General features: G+C 55.6%; 21 protein-coding genes and 1 tRNA gene. 12 read left to right on the top strand and 10 right to left on the bottom strand.

Translation table 11 applies throughout. The annotated features are described in order from the left end of the window. Positions 1–269 precede the first annotated feature (269 nt). Positions 270–500 carry a hypothetical protein gene (locus C7H09_RS10680; protein ID WP_106762496.1) on the top strand — a complete coding sequence of 77 codons (231 nt, stop codon included), beginning with the start codon at positions 270–272 and terminating at the stop codon, positions 498–500. Positions 501–1,028: 528 nt separating this feature from the next. Further along, a complete protein-coding gene (locus C7H09_RS10675; protein ID WP_004581713.1) occupies positions 1,029–1,757 on the top strand; it encodes a TorF family putative porin in 729 nt (242 codons plus the stop codon). 123 nt (positions 1,758–1,880) lie between these two features. Here the strand turns inward: C7H09_RS10675 and C7H09_RS10670 are convergent, their stop codons facing one another. Together C7H09_RS10670 and C7H09_RS10665 are read right to left on the bottom strand one after the other, a co-directional pair. Further along, positions 1,881–2,567: a response regulator transcription factor gene (locus tag C7H09_RS10670; RefSeq protein ID WP_004581714.1), complete on the bottom strand. Its 687-nt coding sequence runs from the start codon at positions 2,565–2,567 to the stop codon at positions 1,881–1,883. 209 nt (positions 2,568–2,776) lie between these two features. After that, the gene (locus C7H09_RS10665; RefSeq protein ID WP_226595800.1) at positions 2,777–4,057 is read right to left on the bottom strand and encodes an ATP-binding protein; all 1,281 of its coding nucleotides are present in this window, start codon (positions 4,055–4,057) and stop codon (positions 2,777–2,779) included. A 68-nt stretch (positions 4,058–4,125) separates the two neighbouring features. On the opposite strand from C7H09_RS10665, the gene C7H09_RS10660 reads away from it, so the two are divergent. Then, the gene (locus C7H09_RS10660; protein WP_133005111.1) at positions 4,126–5,205 is read left to right on the top strand and encodes a TolC family protein; all 1,080 of its coding nucleotides are present in this window, start codon (positions 4,126–4,128) and stop codon (positions 5,203–5,205) included. 483 nt (positions 5,206–5,688) lie between these two features. Here C7H09_RS10660 and C7H09_RS10655 read toward each other — a convergent pair. The 4 genes from C7H09_RS10655 to C7H09_RS10640 all read right to left on the bottom strand — a co-directional run bounded on the left by C7H09_RS10655 (position 5,689) and on the right by C7H09_RS10640 (position 9,603). Beyond that, positions 5,689–5,764, bottom strand: a tRNA-Phe gene (locus tag C7H09_RS10655). A 119-nt stretch (positions 5,765–5,883) separates the two neighbouring features. Beyond that, positions 5,884–6,156: an oxidative damage protection protein gene (locus C7H09_RS10650; RefSeq protein WP_106762495.1), complete on the bottom strand. Its 273-nt coding sequence runs from the start codon at positions 6,154–6,156 to the stop codon at positions 5,884–5,886. A 112-nt stretch (positions 6,157–6,268) separates the two neighbouring features. Further along, positions 6,269–7,333: an A/G-specific adenine glycosylase gene (gene mutY, locus C7H09_RS10645; RefSeq protein ID WP_106762494.1), complete on the bottom strand. Its 1,065-nt coding sequence runs from the start codon at positions 7,331–7,333 to the stop codon at positions 6,269–6,271. Then, entirely contained in the window at positions 7,330–9,603 is a 2,274-nt protein-coding gene (locus C7H09_RS10640) for an AsmA family protein (RefSeq protein WP_106762493.1), read from the bottom strand. Before C7H09_RS10640 ends, mutY begins: the two co-directional genes overlap by 4 nt. Before the next feature lie 196 nt (positions 9,604–9,799). Between C7H09_RS10640 and C7H09_RS10635 the strand changes: the two genes are divergently transcribed. The 5 genes from C7H09_RS10635 (at position 9,800) to hisF (ending at position 13,363) form a co-directional block, all read left to right on the top strand. Continuing rightward, a complete protein-coding gene (locus C7H09_RS10635) occupies positions 9,800–10,261 on the top strand; it encodes an SRPBCC family protein (RefSeq protein WP_106762492.1) in 462 nt (153 codons plus the stop codon). Between the two features lie 104 nt (positions 10,262–10,365). After that, a complete protein-coding gene (gene hisB, locus C7H09_RS10630; RefSeq protein ID WP_106762491.1) occupies positions 10,366–10,959 on the top strand; it encodes an imidazoleglycerol-phosphate dehydratase HisB in 594 nt (197 codons plus the stop codon). A 30-nt stretch (positions 10,960–10,989) separates the two neighbouring features. Beyond that, positions 10,990–11,631 carry an imidazole glycerol phosphate synthase subunit HisH gene (gene hisH / locus C7H09_RS10625; RefSeq protein WP_106762490.1) on the top strand — a complete coding sequence of 214 codons (642 nt, stop codon included), beginning with the start codon at positions 10,990–10,992 and terminating at the stop codon, positions 11,629–11,631. A gap of 206 nt (positions 11,632–11,837) precedes the next feature. Next, a complete protein-coding gene (gene hisA / locus C7H09_RS10620; protein WP_106762489.1) occupies positions 11,838–12,575 on the top strand; it encodes a 1-(5-phosphoribosyl)-5-[(5-phosphoribosylamino)methylideneamino]imidazole-4-carboxamide isomerase in 738 nt (245 codons plus the stop codon). 14 nt (positions 12,576–12,589) lie between these two features. Further along, the gene (gene hisF / locus C7H09_RS10615) at positions 12,590–13,363 is read left to right on the top strand and encodes an imidazole glycerol phosphate synthase subunit HisF (RefSeq protein WP_106762488.1); all 774 of its coding nucleotides are present in this window, start codon (positions 12,590–12,592) and stop codon (positions 13,361–13,363) included. Here hisF and C7H09_RS10610 read toward each other — a convergent pair. From C7H09_RS10610 to gpmI, 4 genes are all read right to left on the bottom strand, one after another. Then, entirely contained in the window at positions 13,360–14,172 is an 813-nt protein-coding gene (locus C7H09_RS10610) for a divergent polysaccharide deacetylase family protein (protein WP_206074309.1), read from the bottom strand. The genes hisF and C7H09_RS10610 overlap by 4 nt on opposite strands. Continuing rightward, complete coding sequence (locus C7H09_RS10605; RefSeq protein ID WP_106762487.1) at positions 14,169–15,554, bottom strand: S41 family peptidase; 1,386 nt, start codon at positions 15,552–15,554, stop codon at positions 14,169–14,171. Before C7H09_RS10605 ends, C7H09_RS10610 begins: the two co-directional genes overlap by 4 nt. Before the next feature lie 84 nt (positions 15,555–15,638). Next, the gene (locus C7H09_RS10600) at positions 15,639–16,778 is read right to left on the bottom strand and encodes a murein hydrolase activator EnvC family protein (protein WP_240616562.1); all 1,140 of its coding nucleotides are present in this window, start codon (positions 16,776–16,778) and stop codon (positions 15,639–15,641) included. 16 nt (positions 16,779–16,794) lie between these two features. Further along, positions 16,795–18,342 (bottom strand): 2,3-bisphosphoglycerate-independent phosphoglycerate mutase, encoded by a 1,548-nt coding sequence (gene gpmI / locus C7H09_RS10595; RefSeq protein ID WP_106762486.1) that lies wholly within the window; start codon positions 18,340–18,342, stop codon positions 16,795–16,797. Positions 18,343–18,550: 208 nt separating this feature from the next. Here gpmI and C7H09_RS10590 point away from each other — a divergent pair, with 208 nt between their 5' ends. The 4 genes from C7H09_RS10590 to C7H09_RS10575 all read left to right on the top strand — a co-directional run bounded on the left by C7H09_RS10590 (position 18,551) and on the right by C7H09_RS10575 (position 22,902). Beyond that, positions 18,551–18,967 carry a rhodanese-like domain-containing protein gene (locus C7H09_RS10590; RefSeq protein ID WP_106762485.1) on the top strand — a complete coding sequence of 139 codons (417 nt, stop codon included), beginning with the start codon at positions 18,551–18,553 and terminating at the stop codon, positions 18,965–18,967. 132 nt (positions 18,968–19,099) lie between these two features. Next, positions 19,100–19,597 carry a protein-export chaperone SecB gene (gene secB / locus C7H09_RS10585; RefSeq protein WP_106762484.1) on the top strand — a complete coding sequence of 166 codons (498 nt, stop codon included), beginning with the start codon at positions 19,100–19,102 and terminating at the stop codon, positions 19,595–19,597. Positions 19,598–19,746: 149 nt separating this feature from the next. Continuing rightward, entirely contained in the window at positions 19,747–21,747 is a 2,001-nt protein-coding gene (locus C7H09_RS10580) for a TonB-dependent receptor plug domain-containing protein (protein WP_106762483.1), read from the top strand. 45 nt (positions 21,748–21,792) lie between these two features. Then, positions 21,793–22,902, top strand: a complete 1,110-nt coding sequence (locus C7H09_RS10575; RefSeq protein WP_106762482.1) for an HmuY family protein — start codon at positions 21,793–21,795, stop codon at positions 22,900–22,902.

The raw sequence follows: 22,902 nt of genomic DNA, 5'->3' as shown, positions 1-22,902 counted from the left end.
GCCGCAACGGGTGCGAGCCGGAGCGAGGGACGCTCTGGTCTTCAGATCGGTCTGGCTTGGTCTTATCGTTCTTAGGCATTTGAATAACTTGATTTAGTGTCATCAAATCAAAGCCGACCTAAATGGCTTTTGAGCTTGTGGTAGCCGCTGAAAAAAAAACGTTTCATCAGCATATATTTTCAAGTGTGTTTAAAGTTTCGATGTTCTACTAAACACCCAAGGCCATTGAATGTTGCTGGTCTAATTGAAAAAAATGTCGGAGCCGTTTTATGAAGAAAGTATCCATGATTATAGTAGCTTCTTTCGTGGCAAGTGGTGCTTCTATAGCCCACGCAGGAGGGCAAGCGGACAGATACAACGAGGCAAGAAGCTATCCTAATAAGAGCATAGATGAACGTTCCTCCCAGTATCGTGTGGAAGAGAGCGAGACCATCAAAAAACTGAAGGAAGAACATAGATTGATTAAAGAGTTGATTGGGGATCTCTCGGAAAAGCAATAACATTTATCGTTGTTTACTTGGAGCCAGACGGGCAATTACGTGGCTCCAAGATTAATTTAATGGTAGATTTTGTTAATTTTCCCAAAATTGCGAAAGTCGCGCTTTAGTATTGATGAATCTCGTAAGGAAGACAGAGCGCAAAATGTTGGAAAGCTGCATTCTTAACTAAGATATTTTGCAGTATTCATGGCTAATTCAGACCTCCCTCGATTTTTCATAAAACCATATCTAATCTAGAATTACCAAGTTAAAAATAGTTCTATTTTAGTCATCGTTTTTTCAATTCTTGTTCCTATTTGGTGCGCATTATTGATGAGCGCACTATCGACGAGCAATGCAACACTTGAAGCAGAGTGCTTATTGCATTGAATTGTTAAATATTTAATCATTTTTATGAACTGCGGCCCTGATTTGACAATAATTGCTCATAGAATAAGTTTTTTAAAAGGTGGCACAAAACGTGTATGCATTATAGGTGCGTTATTCAATGCGCAAATAACTAAGCTGCCCAAATAGAAGGTAAAAACGATGAAAAGACGTATCTCGACTAAAGATTGTTTGCTAAGTGTTGGTTTGCTCGTAACTCTCCAAGCGGTCCCGTTAATTGCCAGCGCAGGTGTTAGTGCTAATTTGGGCATAACAAGCAACTACTTATTTCGCGGTGTGACACAAACAGATGGCTCAACGGCGACGCAAGGCGGGCTTGACTACGAACATGCGTCGGGGCTTTATGTTGGCGGCTGGGGCTCCAATGTGGATTTCGGCGATGGGACGAGCTACGAGCTTGATCTTTATGCTGGCTTCTCCGGTGTAATTGAGGATATCGGTTACGATGTTGGCTACATTTATTACTCTTACCCTGATGCTCCTGAATCTATTGATTTTGGCGAAATATACGGAGAGTTGAGTTACAGCATTGTATCTATAGGTGTTGCTTACACAGCAAACAGCGACGTAAGCGGCGAAGGGCTGTTCGTTCCAGGCGATATCTATTATTACGCATCAGTTGATGTGCCACTGGAAGACGATTTCAGCACAGGTGTTTTGATTGGCTATTATGATTTCACTGATGATGGCAAGGCGTCTATTGGCGAGGCGAGCTACGGACATGCAGCTGTTAACGTCACCAAAGATGCGGGAAGCTTTGGAGCTTTTAGTGTTAATCTGGAGTACGCTGATATCGATTCAAGTAACGCACTTGGTTCGGTCAGTTCGGACGACCCGAAGTTTTGGCTGGGCTGGACTAAGTCTTTTTAATCTATTTGGTATTTTTCACCGAAATGGTTAATCGTTGAGAAAGCTGGCCCGGTTTGTGGGCCAGCGCATTTATCTGGCGAGCCCTGGTCCTTGAGGAAAATGGTTAAATCACAGTAAAATCATTTAAGCTTCAACCCTTTTTTGAAGAGAATCTCTTGCAAAGTAATATCCTTGTCCTCTCAATGTTTTTATTCGTTTTTTTCCGAGTATCTTTCTGAGCCTGGCTATGTAGACTTGAACGACATTTCTGGTTGGGCACCTTTCGATATTATAGAGTGCTTCAACAAGTTCGTCCTGTGAGAAAACTCTGTCAGGAGAGCGAAGAAAGCATTGTAAAAGGCGGTACTCCGTTGCGGTTAGTCTGAACTCTTTATGATCGGGAGTTGTTAGGGTTCTATAGGTTGCATTAAGTAGAAAACCATCCACGATGATCTTATCAGTTGCTCGCCCGTCTTTTCTTCGTATTATGGCGCTAAGTCGAGCTTTTAGTTCATCGAATTCGAAGGGTTTTGGAAGATAATCGTCTGCCCCGGCATTCAAGCCCTCAACTCTCTCTGTCCAGTTGGAGCGGGCAGTTAAAATAAGAATAGCTTCATCTCTGCCACTGCTTCTCCATTTTTGCATCAAAGAAAGCCCGTTCTCGTCGGGCAGTCCTATATCCAGAATGATCGCCTGATAACTGCTTGTCTCTACGAAGAAATTTGCCTCTTTTCCGTTTTGGGCAACATCTACAGTAAAGTTTTCCTTCGCAAGCCAAACGGAGATTTTTTCTGCGAGTACCGCGTTGTCTTCGACAATTAGAACCTTCATCTATAAGCGCCGTCTCTGGATGTTGGAAAATTGTGGCTGTCGCCCTTCTCGAGAGCAAATCAAAATTAGCTAAGAGACCGGACTTCAAGCGACCCGCTATAACAACAGACGAAGCTGAATCTAGCTTGAAAAAGGCATTACGGTGAGGAAAGTTTTCTATACAAACACTATCCACATGTGATCGCTTAACCACATACCAGGTGGCCGGGTCAACGATTGATCACCGGGACCGCCCTGGGAAGGTCAACTATCACGGACAACCCACTTTTCGGAGCAGGTGAGAAGTTGAGGGTTCCACTGTAGCGTTCGACAATTTCTCGAACAATCGCCAGCCCAAGGCCATGGCCTGGGGTCTGCTCGTCCAGCCGCAACCCCCGTCGACCCAGATTGCCGATTTCAGCGTCCGCGACGCCGAGCCCATCGTCTGTTACGCCGATCTGCAGATTTCCGGAGTGTTGAACGAGTGACAGCTCCACGCATCGTTCCGACCATTTGCCTGCATTGTCCAGAAGGTTGCCCATGATTTCATTCAGGTCGTGCTCCTCGATCGGCCAGCGGGCGTCCTCCGGCAGGGAGCTCGACAGTTCAAAGGACTTTTCCGGGTATAGTCGCCCCAGCATCCAGACTAGATCCCGTGCCTGTTTCAGAGGGTAAGCGCTTTTCCCAACCTGTGGCCCTGCAAAGCGACTTCGGCGCATCTCGGCTTCAAGCTGTTTGTCGATGTCATTGAGTCTCGCGGTCATCTGAAGGCGGAGATCGTTGGAGAGCGGACGACTGGTGTCCTCAAGAATCTGCCGGACGGCCGCAATGGGGGTTTTGACGCTGTGAGACAGATTCGCCAGCGCATCCCTTGATCGTTCCAGGCGTTGATCCAGCGAGTCGAGCAATTGGTTGAGCTGCTGGACCAGCGGTCGAAATTCCTCAGGTGCTTGGACATGAATCCGCGAGACCTTGCCATCCTGAAGTCGCTTCAGCGTGGCCTTCAGTTCGACGACAGGGCGCATGGACAGATTGATACCGAACCAGATCACAACGACCAACAGCAGAATCAGCAGAATAGAGACGATGGCCGTCCACCCGTGCAACTCTGCCTGGCTGCGTTTCAGTGCGCCAAGATCCTCGGACACGATCACTACAATCGGCGTATCGCCGATCCGGAACGACTTTCGGTACGCAAGAATGCTCTTTGGGCCTTCGACGGTGTCCGCATCCCGAACACGAACGGTCCCATCCTTTGCTGATTCTATTAACGACGTTAACACCGGTGCCCAGGAATCCGGGGAAATGATCGTTCTGGACGGAGAATGTATGGCGAAGGCGTGGTGAAAGACTTCCTGAAAATAGTCACCAGTCTGGAGACTGTCCAATTGACCGCCAGAATCACGAATCTGATGCTCCAGAAAGGCGACCTCATCCTTGAGACGTGTCTCGACGAATTCCCGGGACATCCGGTCCAGTAAGAGGCCGTGAACCAGCCATGCAAGCCCCATTAGCGCAATGCCCGCTGGCAGTAGCAATAAAAGCAAGGTGCCTGGGCGCGCAAAGATCTGTCGCCGAAATGTCAGAAGCCAAAGTGGAGGGCTCAGATACTTGGGCCGACCCGGTCATCAAGTATGGCATTGCGCCTGAAACTCTAGAGGGACCTAATACAGTTGGGCATCGCTTTGAGGTAAGCCAGCAGCTGCCCTGGCCGGATCATCTGTCGGCGTCTCGCAAGGCAGCGGAGGCCGGAATGCTTGCCGCCCAGCAGGAGACTCAGTGGCTAATAAGGCAGCTGACAGCTCGCGTTAAGGAGGCGTATGCATATTGGTGGTATACCAATGAAGCGATCAATCTCCATCATGAGACACGCGCTTTGGTAGAGCAACTGGCCACCGTAACGGAACAGAGGCTTGACTATGGCATCGGCTCGCAAAGTGAAATGCTCAGGGTCAAAACGGAGTTGGACACTCTAGATGCCAGACTAGTAGAGCTGCAAGCGGAAAAGGCCGGGCTAGCCAGCGACCTGATTCCTCTGCTTGGGCGTCGTCCGACGGGGGCCAGTTTGCAACTGACGGAGGCATCTGAAACGCTTCTGTTCGCCGATGGACAGTTGGAACCAGATCATCCGCTGATTCGGGCAGCCGAGGCAAGGGAAGCCGAGGCGCGCGCGCGGCTGGATGTTGCCGAAGTCGATCGTAGACCTACGTTCACAGCTAATGCCGGCTATAACAGCCTGTGGGCTGACGAGAGAAAACGTTGGGTCGTCGGCATTGGCGTTCGGATTCCATTTAGTGGGCAGCGCCAGCACAGCGCCGTTCGAAAGGCGACTGCCGAAGCCTCACAAAAACGATGGCTGGCCACTCAGGCTCAGCGGGAATGGCGGGCTTCGATCGCTAAACTGAGGGCAAGCGTTGAGGCCGGCCATGGTCGCCTGAACATCCTCAACGAGCGACACTTGCCAAACCAGCGCGCGCACTGGGAAGCCAGTCTGAACGAGCTGGCCAGTGGCACTGGCAGACTGGAGGACGCAATAAATAGCGCAAGACAGCTTACTGGGGTCAAACTCCGTCGAGCTGGGGTGATCCGTGATCTATATAGTGCCTCGGCCGGATACGAAGCCCTGATACCGGTGCGTACTATCAATGCGTTAAATTAAAGAGGTAATTCAATGGTCAAGTCTTCGGGCATTTTGGATAGCACCAGAAAGTTCCATTCCAAATGCCCGAAGACTCGAAAAAACCACTTGGACCAAAACTCATGAACCTTCCTGAATGTTCGCTTTGCGACCCTAGCGGCCAAGTTTTAACTCCAACCTCCGACCACAGTATGTTTGGCGAGACCAGGACCGCATTTCGCAGCATCGCTCCGTAAAGTTACTTCTTTTTAGAGGTTTCGCGCCTAAGGCAGACGATCGCGCCGTTTGGCCAAGGAATTGGCTGGAGAGCGACTTTATGGTTGAATGGAGATGCAAAACAGGCGGTTACGGAAGATTTGGTTGTACAGAGCTAACTTCGTGAAGGAGTACGAAAAGATTGCACTCGGTCAATGTCTGAGTGTTTTCTAAGCAAATCTGGGATGTGGGGACTAATGATGGGACAACTCCTAAATCCCTCCTAAGTTATTGATTGGAGGGAAGGAGTGGTGCCCGGAGGCGGAATCGAACCACCGACACGAGGATTTTCAATCCTCTGCTCTACCAACTGAGCTATCCGGGCGTGTTGAGCTGTGTGCTCCAACGGGGCGCTATTAAACCGGTTTAGGGTTTGGGAGTCAAGGCCGGTTGGCAAAAATTTTCAGAAGTTTCTTTGTGTTGCTCGGGCCTTGATCAAATGGCTCATTTTTCAGGCGGAACGTAGCCTTCAGCCTGGTCGAAAGGCTCGTTGTTGAAGAAGTGCTCCATCTGGGCCTGCAAATATTTGCGGGTGTTTGGGTCCATCAGGCTGAGGTGCTTTTCGTTGATCAACATGGTTTGCTGGTTCTGCCACTCTTCCCAGGCGGTTCTGGAGACGTTGTCGTAGATGTCCTGGCCTTTGGGGCCGGGCATCGGGGGCATGGCCAGGCCTTCCATTTCTTTCTGGTATTTACGGCAGAATACAGTGCGGCTCATGTCGGCTCCTGTGCAGGTTTTTGTGTGCGGTCATGATAGCAGACCCGGCGCCGCTTTGGCTTGAGTCAGCTTGCCCGCCGGTGTGTGCATTTCGGTAGGACAAACCTTTCGGTTACAACAGGCGGGCCTGTTCAGGTTCTGTCAGCAGGGTGCGTATGGGTGCGGGCAGGCCCAGGGTGAGGGCTTCATCGCGGTGCAGCCAGCGCCGGTTATCGGCATCAGCCACGGCGCTGGCGCGGTTAACCGGCAGTCGGGCTGGTTGTATGTGCAGGTGGTAGTGGCTGAAGGTGTGCCGAAAGCCGGTAATCAGTTCCGGGGTGTGGCAGTTCAACCCGAGCTCCCGGCTGCAGGCCTCCTGCAGTTCTTCCGCTCCGTACGCCGGGTCAAGTTCCGGCAGGCTCCATAGGCCGCCCCAGATACCTGTGGGCGGGCGTCGCTCCAGCAGTACGCGGCCTTCTGTGTCTTCCAGAATCAGCATCCAGGTGGTTTTTTCGGGTTTGTCTTTTTTCGGTTTGCTGCCCGGGTAAAGCCGCATTTCGTTGCGGGCACGGGCCTTGCAGCCGGGTTGCAAAGGGCAGTGGTCGCAATCCGGTTTGCTGCGGGTGCACACCAGAGCTCCGAGATCCATGATGGCCTGGGTGTAGTCGCGCACCCGGGTATCCGGGGTGTGTGTTTCGGCGTGCTGCCACAGTTGGTTGAGTACCGCTGTCTGGCCCGGCCAGCCGGGAACGGCGTGGTAGCGGGCGAGAACCCGTTTCACATTGCCGTCCAGTATGGTGGCGCGTTCGCCAAAGGCCTGGGCAATGATCGCAGCGGCGGTCGAGCGGCCGATGCCGCTCAGGGCTTCCAGTTGTTCCTGGTCGGCGGGGAACTCGCCACTATGTTGTTCGCATACCTGAATTGCGGCCTTGTGCAGGTTTCTGGCGCGGGCGTAGTAACCAAGGCCGGACCAGTGGCTGAGCACATCGTCCACCGGTGCGTCTGCCAGGCTCTGCACGCTGGGAAAGCGTGCCATGAAGGCCTGGAAGTAGGGGATAACGGTAGCTACCTGGGTTTGCTGGAGCATAATCTCCGACACCCAAACCCGGTAGGCATTGCGGTTGTGGTGCCACGGCAGGTTGTGCCTGCCGTGCTGGTCGTACCAATCTAGCAGTCGTTCGGCGAAGCGGTCGGTCATTGCTTGAAAAGGCCCTTCAAAGCATCTTTCACTTTTTCACCGGACTCGCCGCTGAGCTTCTCTTTCAGTTTTTCCTGCACTTTTTCTTCTGCCTTTTCTTTTGCGCGATCAAGCTTTTCATCAGCCTTCTCCTTGGCCCGCTCAAGTTCTTTCTCGGCTTTTTCTTTTGCCCGATCCAGTTCTTCTTTGGCTTTGATCTTGGCGGCGTTGGCAGCAATGTCTTTCAGGGTATCGCGGAAGCGCGAGCCATCGAACGAGCACAGGCCCGCCGGGTCTTCAACAAAATTACCGCGACACTCTACCGGAATTACAACGTTTTCAACGTACTCAGTTACGCGGCAGGCTTGATCCCGGTGAATCTCCCCTACAATCCGCAGGCCTGCCTCGTAGTCGAGTTTACTTGCCAGCAGGTCTACCGTGCCATTGCCCTCAAGGCGCATGCCTGCCAGTGCTGCCAACAGATCTGTGTTATTCAGCGTGTTGCCGTCGATAACCAGGGTGCCGCGCATATCGTTGAAGGGTGTGGTCTCGCCCCAGTCTGTTGTGGTCAGGCTTTCCCGGTTCGCCAGTGCGATACCCTGGCAGGCCATGCGCGTCAGGTTCATGCGGCGGAACTCGCCTTCCGCCAGATTAAAGCTGATTTCACCCTTGGCGTTACTGCGCAAGGTGGACATACGATTACTGCTGGTGCCCAGGGCAACTTTGAGATTGGCGCCGCCGGAAAGCATGTCGACTTCTGCCAGATCTGTCAGCAGGGGAAGGGTTTGTACGTTGCTTACGTCGGAACGGACGCGCCACTTGGGGTCATCGCTGCGGGCGTCTATGGCCACGGTGGCACCGAAGCTGCCGTTGTAGAGTTGGCCGCTGAATTCGTCAACCTGCACCAGGCCGCCTTTAGCCGTGGTGCTGGCCTTGATGTCGTTGATGGTCAGGTTGCTGACTATCAGCTCACCGAGCCCGAAGTCGATGTCCAGCAGCAGGCTGCGCAGGGTTTCCAGCGGCAGCAGGTCGGTCTCGGGTGTATTGGCCGCGGTGGTGGGTGCTTCGGTACTGTCTGAGCTTGCGGCTGCCTCTTCTTCGGCGGCAGGTGGCAGGTAGCGGTCGGCATTTAGCTTATCGCCATTCAGGTCGAATATCAGAGCGCCGTTGCCAAGGGTGTAGCTGCCGCCACCACTGAATTGAGTGTCATCCAGCGTAATCGCCAGATCCGACAGCGCAATCACGCCAGGTTTGCCGCCCAGCTTGGTTTTCAGGGCAATGTTTTCGAGTACGCCCGGGTCGCTGGTTTCGATGGTCGCCTGGCCCAGTTGTTCAAGCAGCGCTTTCAGCGAAAAACCGGCGATAGCCAGTTGGCCATTCAGCGCCGGTTTGTCGCCAAAGCCCTTTACGTTCAGGTCTGCGTTCAGCTTCAGGTTAGCCAGGCTGGCGGTCAGGCCGGTCAGGGACGCGGTTTCATTCTCAAGATTGGCGGCCAGGGCGCCTGCCAGTTCTGCGGTGACAGATTTGCCGCCGAAGGGTTCGCCACTCATATCGAACACGGCTTTCAGCCCGGCCATGGTGAAATCGTTTAGCGCCTGGTTGGCCTGCAGGCGGGCACGGATGTTGCCGTCCACGGCGAACTCCGGCTGGCTGGTTTCCACCCGAAAGCGGATTTCCAGCGGGAACTCCGAGCCCAGGGTGATGTTGCTGGCGAGTACGGTGAAATCTTCCAGAGTCACCGACTGGCCGGTGCTCAGATCGTTGTAATGCACGTTGGCGTTGCTGATTTCAACATTCTCGATGTTGAAGTTCAGCGCTTTGCCATCGCCGGACTCGGGCGCCGGTTCAGCAGCTTCCGTTTCGGCTGGTGTCTGGGCTTCGCTCTCGGTCCCTGTTGCAGCGGTCTCAGTCATAATCCGGCCCCAGTTACCCTGGCCTTGCTTGTCGACCTCCAGGTGTGCATCCAGCCCGTTCAGCAGGAAGGTGTTCACCCGCGGAGACATGGCAATAAGTGACCAGAAATCGATCTGGGCAATCATTTGCTCCAGGGCGACAAAGCGCTCGCCGCCCAGCGTTGCTTCAACCTTGTTCAGTTCAAGGCCCAGAGGAATGAACGACCAGCCGATGTCGCCTTCGAGAATCAGATCCAGATTGGTGTGCTTTTCAACAGCGGCTTCGATCTGTGGCTTGTAGTCGTTCGGGTTTATCACCGCAACGGCAATCACGATGGCGGCAACAACCAGCAACAGAAGTGCCAGAATGGCATAAATGACATAGCGGACAGCTTTCATGACGGGCTTTCCTTTTCTTCGTCGGTGGGCCGGTGCCCTGGGTTTTACTAAATGAATAACCGAAAGGATAACGCAGGGTTAGCAAATTAACACCGCAGGAGTATGACAATGCGTTAGTCTTGGGTCAGAATAGCTTGCAAATTTTCGTGGGAACGCATGTTCCCGTGGCACTAATAAGCACAAAAAGGAGTCGGCTGTGGCCATTACTGTATCCATTGAGCTGAACCGGAATCTCGATATCCCGGCCAGCTATGATGAAGTCTTCGATTTGCTGGCAGATGTCCCAAAATCCGCCAGCCACTTTCCGAAAGTGGATAAGCTGGTCGATCTTGGCGATAACGCCTATCGCTGGGAAATGGAAAAGGTAGGCGTAGACAAGCATGCCATCCAGTCTGTTTATGCCTGCACTTATCACGCAGACAAAGACGCGGGAACTATTTCCTGGACGCCGGTTAAAGGCGAGGGCAATGGCGTGGTCAGCGGCTCCTGGGTAATCACCCGCAAAGACGACAACCTCACCACGCTGAAATTCCAGACCAGCGCTGAACTTACCGTACCCCTGCCGAGTCTTCTCAAGCTGGCCATCAGCCCGGTGATCAAGCACGAGTTCAACAGCCTGGTCGATACCTACATGAACAACCTCAAGCAAGCCTTCTGAGGAAACCGGCATTACGTTCGGTGGCGGGACTCCGGCTGCGTTAATAGGTATAATCCACGGATCATCGTATTTGGCAGCGTGCCAGTTTTTATCACGGAGTCTCCATGGCTGAACGTAAGGCTCGGGTAGAGCGCAATACCCTTGAAACCCAGGTAACGGTAGAAATCGATCTCGACGGTACCGGCCAGGCCACCTTCAACACCGGTGTGCCTTTTCTTGATCACATGATGGATCAGATCGCCCGTCACGGCCTGGTTGACCTCAGCGTCACCTGTAACGGCGATACCCACATCGATGACCACCACACCGTGGAAGACATCGGCATCACCCTTGGTCAGGCGTTCAAGCAGGCCGTTGGCGACAAAAAAGGCATCCGCCGTTACGGCCATGCCTACGTGCCGCTCGACGAAGCCTTGTCCCGCGTGGTGCTCGATCTCTCTGGCCGCCCCGGCCTGTGCATGAACGTACCTTACACCCGCGCCAGCGTGGGCGGGTTCGACGTTGATCTGTTTGAAGAGTTCTTCCACGGCTTCGTTAACCACTCCATGGTGACCCTGCACATCGACAATCTGAAAGGTAAGAACACCCACCATCAGATTGAAACCGTGTTCAAGGCGTTCGGCCGCGCACTGCGCATGGCGATCGAAATGGACGAGCGCATGGCGGGCATCATGCCTTCCACCAAAGGCGCCCTGTAACCCCCGGTCACCAAAGGAAACTCACAAACCATGAAGACCGTCGCCATCATCGACTACGGCATGGGTAACCTGCATTCTGCACGCAAGGCCGTGGAACACGTGGCTCCGGACAGTACCGTACTGGTTACCGGCGATGCCGCCAAAATCCGCGAAGCCGACCGGGTAATTCTGCCCGGCGTTGGCGCCATCCGCGACTGCATGGCCGAAATGCACCGCCTGGGTGTGGTGGATCTGGTTCGTGAAGTCTCCCGGGATCGCCCGTTCCTCGGCATCTGCGTGGGTATGCAGGCGCTGATGGCCCGCAGCGAAGAAAACGGCGGGGTAGAGGGTATTGGCCTGTTTCCATCCGAAGTCCGTTATTTCGGTGACAACCTCCGGGAGAGCGATGAACGCCTGAAGGTTCCGCACATGGGCTGGAACCAGGTGTGGCATTCGCAAGACCACCCGCTGTGGCAGAAGATTCCTGATGGCGACCGCTTCTACTTCGTACACAGTTTCTACGCCGAAGCCCAAGGCAATGCCGACATGGCTGGTCGTACCCGTTACGGTGTAGACCTGGCGGCCGCGGTGGGAAAAGACAACATCTTCGCAGTGCAATTTCACCCGGAAAAAAGTGCCAGGGCTGGTTTGCAACTGCTGGAAAACTTTACCAACTGGACTGGAAAGAGCTGAGGCGGTTACCCGCACTCTGGCCCGATGTTTCGAGCGGGCAAGTGAAATGTAGCCCGCTGATGCGGGGTAAGCCTTCCGGGACTGTCTGCAGCATGGATGCTGCAGTCAAGCGTACATGGATGTATTCACCGCGTGTCCCGGAAGGCTTACCCCGTAGCAGTGGGCGGGCGCCAAACTCCCAGCGAACCAATTCCGAAGGAACAAATATGCTGATCATCCCCGCAATCGATCTGAAAGACGGCAAGTGCGTAAGACTGCGCCAGGGCCGCATGGACGACTCCACCGTATTCGGTGACGACCCCGTCGACATGGCCACCAAGTGGGTGAACGCTGGCGCCCGCCGACTGCACCTGGTCGACCTGAACGGCGCCTTCGCCGGAGAACCGGTCAACGGCGAAATCGTCAAAGCCATCGCCGTCAAATACCCCAATCTGCCGATCCAGATCGGGGGCGGCATCCGCTCTGCAGAAACTATCGAAGCTTATCTGCGAGCGGGCGTACAGTGGGTCATTATCGGCACCAAAGCCGTGAAAGAGCCGGAATTTGTTACCCAGATGTGCAAGGAATTCCCCGGCCACATCATTGTCGGCCTGGACGCCAAAGACGGTCGCGTAGCCACCGACGGCTGGGCCGAAGTCTCTGAAGTCATGGCGGTTGATCTGGCCAAGCGGTTCGCCAACGATGGCGTGGAATCCATCGTCTACACCGACATCGCCCGCGACGGCATGATGCAGGGCGTGAACGTGGAAGCCACCGCCAAACTGGCGGAAGAAGGCGGAATTCCGGTGATTGCCTCCGGCGGCGTTACCAACATGGACGACCTCAAGCGCCTGGCGACTGTGGCCGACAAAGGCGTGATCGGTGCCATCACCGGCCGCGCCATCTACGAAGGCACCCTCGATGTCGCCGAAGCCCAGGCCTACTGCGACAGCCTGAAAAACTGATCAAGGAGAGAACCATGGCACTGGCCAAGCGCATTATTCCCTGCCTCGACGTAGACAAAGGCCGGGTGGTGAAAGGCGTTAACTTCGTCGATATCCGCGATGCGGGAGACCCGGTGGAAGTTGCCCGCCGTTATAACGAACAGGGTGCGGATGAAATTACCTTTCTGGACATCACCGCCAGCCATGAAAGCCGTGATACCACCTACGAAACCGTAGAGCGTATGGCGGCAGAAGTGTTTATCCCGCTGACCGTCGGCGGTGGTGTGCGCACCGTAGAGGATATTCGCAAACTGCTGAATGCCGGTGCCGATAAGGTGTCTATCAACACCGCCGCGGTGTTCAACCCCGAGTTTGTGAAAGAGGCGGCAGAACGCTTCGGTAGCCAGTGTATTGTGGTGGCCATTGATGCCAAGCAGGTCAGCGCCGAGGGTGAAGAGCCCCGCTGGGAAATCTTTACCCACGGCGGCCGCAAACCCACCGGCCTGGATGCGGTAGAGTGGGCACAAAAGATGGTCGAGATGGGTGCCGGAGAATTACTGCTGACCAGTATGGACCGGGACGGCACCAAGATTGGTTTTGATCTGGGGCTCACCCGGGCCATCAGTGATGCGGTGAGTGTGCCGGTCATTGCCTCGGGTGGCGTTGGCGAGCTTCAGCACCTGGCGGACGGTGTCACCATCGGAGGTGCCGACGCGGTGCTGGCCGCTTCGATTTTCCACTTTGGCCAGCACACCATCCCCGAAGCCAAGGCCTTTATGAAAGCCCAGGGCATTGAAGTGCGCGATTAATCGTGGCGAGCGTAAGCAGGCCGGATGGCCTGCTTGTCGCCTTCTGCAAACATCTCTCGATTACCATTGCGCATCGCCCAGATGCCGCTGACGGTTGCAACGGCAATACCCTGTTCATCCAGCAAGGGCAGATGCTTCTCCAGATAATCCACCGTTACCGCATGGGGATGGCCGATACCAATGGCTGTGCCGTTGCGTTTGGCGGTTTCAATCAATAGCCGGAACTGCCGGTCGACAAACTCCTCGGTTTGCTCGTGATCCAGAAACACATCCCGGGTCAGGCTGGGAATGCCATAGGCCGCAGCGACACTGCCGGCAATGGATGAGGCGATGGTGCGGCTGTCGACAAAATAGAGCGGATAGCGATCCAGCTCCTGCATTACCCAGTCCATGGGCTGGAGCTGCTGGGTGAGCAGGCTGCCCATGTGGTTGTTCACGCCGGTTACGTGGGGAATGGATTGCAGGGAGCGGCGAAGGGTGCGGGTAATGGCCTGTTCATCCATGTTGGCGGTCAGGCCGCCCGGGCCAAGGCCGAAGTTACGGGTGTTGGCCATGGGTGCGTGCAGCATGATCTCCTTAGCCTTGCTGTGGGCCAGTTTTGCCAGTTGCACGGTGTGCTTGCGGAAGGGGAGAAACGCAAGGGTGAGCGGCTGGTCAATTTTTGCCAGGCGTTCGCCCTCGTAAAGATTGTGGCCCATATCGTCGATAATGATGGCGATGGTGGGCTGTTGTGGCTCCCCGGGCGTTTTGGCGAGCGCAGAGCCGCACGCCAGGGCCGCCAGCAAGGCGAGGGTAAACCTGAAAATCACTGGTCAGAACCCTGCGCTTTGCTGCTGTTTTTGCTGTTGAAGATGCTCATGCCTTTGAGCAGGTTGAGAGCAGAGCGCAACTGATAGTCTCTGTCTGCCGCCGACGCTTCGGCGTTAGCGGCTTTTTCTCGCTGCTCCCGGGCCTCCTGCTCGTTCTCGCCCTCCAGATGGCCGGATAGATCCGCTTCGGTGAAGAAAGGCTGGCTGGCCAACTCCTTCAGTTCAGCCGGGCGAACTTCGATGTCCGGCTTGATGCCGGTGGCCTGAATGGAGCGTCCATCCGGAGTGAAATAGCGGGCGGTGGTCATCTTGATGGCGTGGGTCTCATCCAGAGGGATCACCGTCTGTACGCTGCCTTTACCGAAGGATTGGGTGCCCATGACGACGGCGCGACCGTGATCCTGCAGGGCGCCAGCAACAATCTCCGAGGCAGACGCCGAGCCACCGTTGATCAGTACGACGATTGGGGTGCTGGTCATCAGGTCGCCGGCCCGTGCGCTGAAGCGCAGGCGGGAACTCTGAATTCTGCCTTCGGTGTAGACAATCAGCCCTTCGTCCAGCAGGGCGTCTGCGGTTTCGACTGCCGCCTGCAGAACGCCGCCCGGGTTGTTGCGTAAATCGATGACCAGTCCGTCGAGGGTGCTGCCGTGTTCAGCTTCCAGGTCTGTCAGTGCTTTGCGGAACTGGCGACCGGTTTCTGCCTGGAACTGGGTGATGCGGACGTACCCGTAGCCATTCTCGATGATCCGGGATTTGACGCTGGTAACCTTGATGACATCCCGGGTAACGTCGATCTCCACGGGAGCGCTTTCGCCTTCGCGCATGATGGTCAGAGTCAGCACGGTGCCCGGCTTGCCGCGCATGAGATTGACGGCTTCCTCTAATGCCATGCCTTTGACCGGCTTCTCGTTGAGCTTGATGATCAGATCGCCCGCCTGTACCCCTGCTTTCTGGGCCGGGGTATCGTCGATGGGCGAAATTACTTTAACAAAGCCGTTTTCCATGCCGACTTCGATGCCCAGGCCGCCAAATTCGCCTGAGGTGCTTTCTTCCAGTTCTTCGTAGTCTTTAGGCGCCAGGTAGGTGGAGTGAGGATCCAGGTCCGAGAGCATGCCCTTGATGGCACTCTCAAGAAGTTGGGTATCGGAAACCTCTTCCACGTAGGCATCCTTGATGCGGCTGAACACCTCGGTGAATTTGCGCAGATCATCCAGGGGCAACTGTTCTTCAGGGTCCGGCAGTTTGATTTCTACCCGCGTGCTGTCCTGAGAAGCGTCTGGCATTGGTTGGGCCAGTGCCAGCCCGGAAGCGGTGAAACAGCAGGTGGCAAGAATGATGGAACGCCATAGAGGGGTGTTTGGTGTGCTTCCGGCCCGTTTCATTCAATTATCCTGTTTTGTTTCCAGTAGTTGGACAGCTTCCTGATTGCGACAGTATGGCTGCCGGGAATGCGTTTGTCAGCCCTGTTATAACTTGCCCAGCCAGCTTCGCGGGTTCACCGGTTTACCGTTTCTGCGTACTTCGAAATACAGCGCCGGATCTTCGGTGCCGCCGGTACGCCCCGCCAGTGCAATGGTGTCGCCGGGAGAAACCCAGTCGCCGGGTTCGGTGAACAGGCTGCTGCTGTGGCCATATAGCGACATATAGCCGTCGCCGTGATCAATGATGGTCATCAGCCCGAACCCGCGCAACCAGTTGGCAAACACTACCCGACCGTAGTGTACGGATTTTATTTCGGCACCCTCGGCGGTGTTAAGGAGTATACCGCTGCGCCTGAGTTTGCCGTCGGCATAGGTTGCGCCGTAGTTGCTGACAACTTTGCCGCGCGCAGGCCAGGGCAGCTTGTCCCGCAGTGATTTGAACGGGTTGGATTCGTTCGGGGCAGGAATGTTGGCGATGGCCTGCTGAACTTCTTCCAGCAGTTGCTCAAGCCGTTTTCGGTCTGCCTCCAGAGTCTCCCGTTCGCTGCGGCGGCTGCGTATATCAGCTTTCAGTGCCGCCAGTGTCTGTTGCCGTTGCTGGCGGCTGCTGGCCAGTTCCTGCCGCCGCTGTTCCAGGTCAGCTTCGGTTTTCGCAAGCCGGGTGCTGGTTGCCTGTGCATCTTGCCGGGCGGTTTTCAGAGCCTGCAGGTTACTCTGGAAGGCCTCCAGCCGGGCAACGGTGTTTTTGCTCAGATATTCGTAGTAGGTAAGCGTACGGGCAATTTCGCCGGGTTTGATTTCATTCAGCAAGACTTTCAGGGCAGGCGCATCGCCTTCCATCCAGGCAGCGCGAACCTGGTTTTTCAGGCTGATGCGCTGTTTTTCCAGGGTGGCAGTCAGTTCCCGTTCTTTTTCCCTCAGACCGCTCAGCCGGGCCTGAAGATCCTGCGCCTGCTTGCGCAAGGCTTCCCGATCCCGGGTCAGCGCGCTGATTTTTCGCTCGGTTGCGGTAAGCTCCTGTTCGAGGGACGAACGGTCTTTCTCCGCATCTGTCAGCCACCGGTCGATGCCAGCAATCTGCTGTTTGAGAGCCTTGATCTGCTCAGGAGACACATCCTGCCGGGCAGGCAGGGGCGAAGCCCCCAGAGTAAGGGCCAGTGCCACCGCTATCAGTCGTCTCAAGATACCGGATGCCCGCTGTTCAGTGGAAATCAACCAGGCTGTGCCCGGTCATTTCGTCGGGCTTTTCGGCATCCATCAGTGCCAGCAGTGTTGGGGCGATGTCGCACAGGCTGCCATCGTCTTTCAGGCTTACCTTCCGGTGACCGGTGTACACCAGCGGTACCGGGCCGATTGTGTGTGAGGTGTGCACCTGCCCGGAATTGGGGTCGGTCATCTGCTCGCAGTTGCCGTGATCTGCGGTAATCAGGGCTTCTCCGCCTACCTCGTCCAGCGCTTCCACCACTCGCTGTACGCACTGATCCAGGCATTCGGCCGCCTTGATGGCAGCTTCGAGTTTTCCGGTGTGGCCGACCATGTCACCGTTTGCGTAGTTGCAGACGATCAGGTCGTACTTGCCGCTTTTGATGGCTTCCACCAGCTTGTCAGTGACTTCCGGCGCACTCATTTCCGGCTGCAGATCGTAGGTGGCCACCTTTGGCGAGGGCACCAGAATGCGATCTTCACCATCGAACGGGGCTTCCAGCCCGCCATTGAAGAAGAAGGTCACGTGGGCGTACTTTTCAGTTTCGGCAATGCGCAGCTGGGTTCTGCCGGTATTTGCCATCAGTTCGCCCAGCCCGTTGCTCAGCTTCTCCGGGGGGTAGGCACAGGAGGTTTTGATGTCGGCGGCGTACTCGGTCAGCATGACAAAGTCTGCCAGTTCCGGGTGTTTGCGGCGGGTAAAGCCATCAAAGCCCGTATCTACGAAGGTGCGGGTCATTTCCCGGGCACGGTCGGCACGGAAGTTCATGAACAGTACCGCATCTCCGTCGTTGATCGTGCCAGCAGGCTGGCCATCGGCCCGAATGTGCGTCGGTTTAACGAATTCATCGTTTTCACCGCGCTCGTAGGCCTGTTCCAGAGCCGATACCGGGTCTTCACTGGTGAACTCGGTTTCACCCAGCGTCATGGCATTATAGGCGGCCTCCACCCGATCCCAGCGGTTGTCCCGATCCATCGCAAAATAGCGGCCAACAATAGTGGCCACCCTGCCCACGCCCAGGCTTTTCATCTTGGCAGCGGCTTTTTCGAGAGACGGGCGGGCACTGCGGGGCGGCATGTCCCGGCCGTCGAGGAAGGCGTGGATGTAAACTTCCCGGGCACCGCGGGCTGCTGCCAGATCCGCAGCGGCGAGAATGTGATCTTCATGGCTGTGAACGCCACCGGGTGAGAGCAGCCCCATCAGGTGGACGGCTTTGCCGTTGGCGACGGCTTTATCAATCGCGGCACACAGAGCGTTGTTGCTCTGGAAGCGGCCGGTTTCGAGATCTTTGTCGATGCGGGTCAGGTTCTGGTAGACCACCCGGCCGGCACCCAGATTCATATGTCCGACTTCCGAGTTGCCCATCTGTCCCTGTGGCAGCCCCACGAACATGCCGGAGGTGTTCACCAGGGTTCGGGGCTGATTCTGCCAGAGTTTGTCCCAGAAAGGCGTGTTCGCATTGGAGATGGCATTGTCATCTGCCGGGTCACGGTGGCCCCAGCCATCGAGAATAATCAGTGCAGTGGGTTTGCGCGTCTCGGTCATCGTGTTGTCCGCTTGGTTGAAAAAAGAACAAGGTAAAAGTGGGGTGGATTGTAACCGTTTTCATTTACTCAGGCCACGAACGGCGGCGCGGGGTATTTCATTACCACGATACCTTTGATCTATGGCAGTGGGGCAGGGCCAGGCTGCGCCTTCTTTGAGCTGGCAGGGGTGTGTATAATCCGGCCAAACCAATTTTCAGGGTAGTTTCATGGATCGCTTGTTTGAATTCGTCATCAACCACTACATTCTTGTGTCTCTGTTTGCGGCGTTCCTGCTGGCCATTGTTGTGCTGGAGTCCCGGCGTGGCGGTGCCAAGATCTCCGCGCAGGGTGCCATCACGCTGATTAACAAAGACGAAGCCTTTGTGCTGGATATCCGTGATCGCAAAGAATTTAATGAAGGGCGAATTACCGGCTCGGTGAATATTCCGCTGAACAGCCTGAAAAGCCGCGTCAATGAGCTTTCCAAGCACAAGGAAAAACAGATCGTTGTGGTCGACAAGATGGGCCAGCATTCAGCCATGGCCGTCAAGCAGCTGAATGCCGAAGGCTTTGCTAATGTGGTGCGGCTGAACGGTGGCATTGCAGACTGGAAAGGCAGCAACCTGCCGCTGGTGAAAAAATAGCGGGTCTTGATCTGACCGGCGATCTGGCGCACTGTTTCACATTACCGTCCGGAAGCTGACAGTAAACTGTTCCGGCAGAGAACCCTATAACAACGGGCCTTGCCCATTACTACGGAAACGAAAGGACTGATCATGGCTGAGAATCAGCAAGCCGCAGGCAACGAAAACGAGAACCAACCCCAGTTCGCGCTTCAGCGTATCTACGTAAAGGATCTGTCGTTCGAGTCGCCAAACTCGCCGCTGGTCTTTCAGGAGCAGTGGAAGCCCCAGGTTAACCTGGATCTGAACACTTCGCACAACAAGGTGAGCGATAACCAGTACGAAGTTGTTCTGTCGCTGACCATCACTGCCAAAGTGGGCGAGAAGGTTGCCTATATTGTTGAGATCCAGCAGGGCGGTGTTTTCATGATCTCCGGCATTGAGGGCGCACAACTGGGCCAGATGCTGGGTGCTTACTGCCCAACGATCTTGTTCCCCTATGCCCGTGAAGCGATTGATGCCACTGTCAACAAGGGCAGCTTCCCCGCTCTGATGCTGGCGCCGGTGAACTTCGACGCTATCTACGCTCAGGCCCTCCAGCGCAAGCAAGAAGAAGCTGAAGGTCAGGCGAAGGAAGAGCAGGCCCATTAATCTGCCGCTTTGTAGCTTGATCACTGAATACAAGAAACCGGCTTAGGCCGGTTTTTTTATGCCCGCTTGATTCTTCTCAAAAACAGTTGAATTTCCCTTTTAACTAAACGACAATCGTTCGCGTTAAAGTTTGCGAATGGTTATCACATATGTTTCGCCTCAGATTTATACTCTCATCAGTTGCCTGCTGTCTGCTGCTGGCACATCCGCAATCTGGCTTTGCCGGCGAAGCAGGCTATCTGGACGAGCTGGTGGTTACCGGCACCCGAATGGAGCGCCAGTTGCTCGACACGCCGGTTCGGACAGAGGTGGTGACCGCCCGCGAACTGGAAAAAAGCCATGCCCGAAACCTGAAGGAGGCGCTGATTAATGTGCCGGGGCTGCAGTTACGGGAAATCCACGGCAAGCCCGGTTATGAGGTCTGGCTTCAGGGCGTGGAGGCAGACCGGGTACTGATTCTGATCGATGGCATGCCTATGACTGCCACCACTGGCTCTTCAGTTGATGTCAGTCAGCTTGCGGTTCTTGACATTGAGCGTATCGAAGTGGTCAAGGGCGCGGTGTCGGCCCAATACGGCAGTTCGGGTATTGGTGGTGTCGTTAATATCATTACCCGGGCACCGAAAACCGGTCTGTCTGGCAGCTTTTCCACCGATGCTGGGAGTTATGGGGATCAGAACCCCTCTGGCGAGTCGCTGGAGCCCGCCCGCTACAGTGCCCGGGCAAGTGTTCAGGGTGGCGCGGAGCAGTTCGCTCTGCGTTTGTCTGCATCACAACAGCATTCCGATGGAGTAGACCCGGAGCCGGAGACCTGGGCGCGCCCTGGCGATGAATATGACCGAACCGACCTGACCGCCAGGCTGGACTGGAATCCGTCTGAAGATCACAGGCTGACGGCCAGTGTTGCCCGGTTTGAAGAAGAGTCAGGCTCAAGGTTCGTTGCCCGTAAACCGCCGTTCGTTATACGTCAGGGTAAGGACGAAGATGTCTACCGTACGCGCGTTGGCGTGTCTGGTGATCATGGTCTCGGTGCCGGGTTGCAAGCCGGATGGTCGGCGGTGCACGAGGTGCTGGAGGACAATACCCTTAAATACTCAGCCCAGGGGAGCTTTGACGACCGCCAGGCAGAATCGACGCTATCCCGGGTGTCAGGACATCTCGGCCGATCCGTTGGCGCCAGTCATCACCTGATGGGGGGAGTGGATCTGCAGCGTGAAACACTGGAGCAGTCGGTTGACGGTGTTTCAGAACTGGGTGGTGCCAATGAGCGTGACCGGGATAGCCGCGAGCTCTGGCTGCAGGACACCTGGATGCCATTGTCGTCATTTGAGCTGGTGACCGGGGTACGTGTGCAGCACGATTCTGACTTCGGTGGCCACACGGCACCCAAGGTAAATGCCCGGTACGACCTGGTGCAAACTCCAGAGCTGACCGCGTTCGTGCGGGGTGGTGTGGGCGCAGGCTATCGGGTGCCCAACCTGAAAGAACGCCACTTTACCTTTGACCACAGCCAGCTGGGCTACGTGGTGAAAGGCTTTACTGACCTCAAACCTGAAGAGTCGGTGAGTTATCAGCTTGGCGCCGGAGTGTCCTGGAATCGTAACGTCTGGCTGGAAGCGAATGCTTACCTGAACGATATCGAACAACTGATTCAGACCGCTGAAGATCCGGAAGCGACGAGCGAACGCAATGACGGGGTTATGGTATTCCGTTACGAAAACATTGCTGAAGCCCGCACCTTTGGCCTTGAGGCAACCGCAGGCTGGGAGCCGGATGAGCATTGGCGGCTCACCGCCGGATACACCCTGACCCGAACCGAAAACCGCCAGACCGGCAACGATCTTAACCGGCGCCCGGCGCATCAGGCGTCTTTTGGGGTGGATGGCCCGCTGGTGCTGCCGGGGCTGTCCTGGACGGCACGCGTCCGCTACCAGAGCAAGGAGTTTGTCGACGCGGCAAGTGGCTCTGAGTCTCCCGCATTTACCGCTATTGATCTGAAACTTAATTACCAGCTGAACGACCAGCTGCGTCTATTTGCCGGTGCCGATAATGCCACCGATGAACAGCGGGATTTTTCCGATGCTGATGATTTCCGGCCGGTGGCGGGCCGCTTTATCTACGCCGGCGTGTCACTGGCTTTTGGGAATTGAGCCCGCAACTGACAACAACCTTCCCTGGTTTCAACGGAGTAAGAAATGCATTTTTCCAGACTTAAAGTACCGGCCACACTGGCTGCAGCCATTGCCCTGACGGCCTGTGGCGGAAGCGATAACAAGATCGGCCAGGACGATCAGGCGACCGGCGATGATATTTCCAGCGTTCTGCTGCCAGCCGCGGACAGTACCGTGTACCTGAACCTGGAATCCGGGCAGATCGTTAGTGAAAGTGACACCTGGCACATTGCCGCTAACCGGCTGGCCTTCAAGCTGAATAGCGGTGCCTCCGGCGCAGGCAAGGTTGGCGGTGTACTGGCGGTGGCTCAGGACGATTTCTATGACGCCAGTGGCGAGCCGAACCCCAGTGTGTTTACCAATGCCACGGTCAACTCGGAAGAGGAGCATCTTCGCGGTACTTTCTCTGAGCCGGAGAGCTGGCAGCAGGATGCCTTCTCGAGCGCTTTTGGTGTGGCGTCGGATTGGTCCGAGTACAACATGAGCAGCGGCGTGATTGAGGCCAAGCCAGACGTGGCTTACCTGGTTCGCTCCGCCGAAGGCAACAGTTACGCACGGATGAAAGTGAAGGAATTCAATTTCCCTACCCGTGGCGGCCAGGGTATCGAGAGTTTCACTTTCGAATTTTATGTCCAGGCCGATGGCGCTGCCGCGTTCTCTTCAACACCTGTTTCTTTTACGCCACCTGCGGGCTACCAGGGGGGTGATGCCTGCTACGACTTTGACACAGCCACTACCGTGGACTGCAACGCCAGCGCTTCCTGGGACGTCAAAGTCGGATTCTCTGGCCGCGACTGGTATCTGAAGTCCAACAGCGGCGTAAGTGGCACTGGTAAGGGTGGCGCATCCGATCCTATGTCCTGGGCGGAAGCGGACGCATTGGCGGCCGACCCGGGAATCAGCCAGCTGTACCTGACCGACAGCACCGGCGGTGTGTTCTCAGACCACACCTGGCAGGCCTATAACCTGACCGGAATGCACAAGCTCTGGCCGAACTACCGGACTTATCTGATTAAAGCCGATGTTGAAAATGCAGAGTCGGCCGTCTGGGCGCTGCAGGTTGTTGGCTACTACAACGAGGCGGGTGTAAGCGGTAACCCAACCGTGCGTTGGCTGCCGGTGTCTACCCAATAA

Source organism: Marinobacter fuscus (genome assembly GCF_003007675.1).
GTDB lineage: Bacteria > Pseudomonadota > Gammaproteobacteria > Pseudomonadales > Oleiphilaceae > Marinobacter > Marinobacter fuscus.
This window is presented reverse-complemented; position numbering and strand designations above follow the sequence as displayed.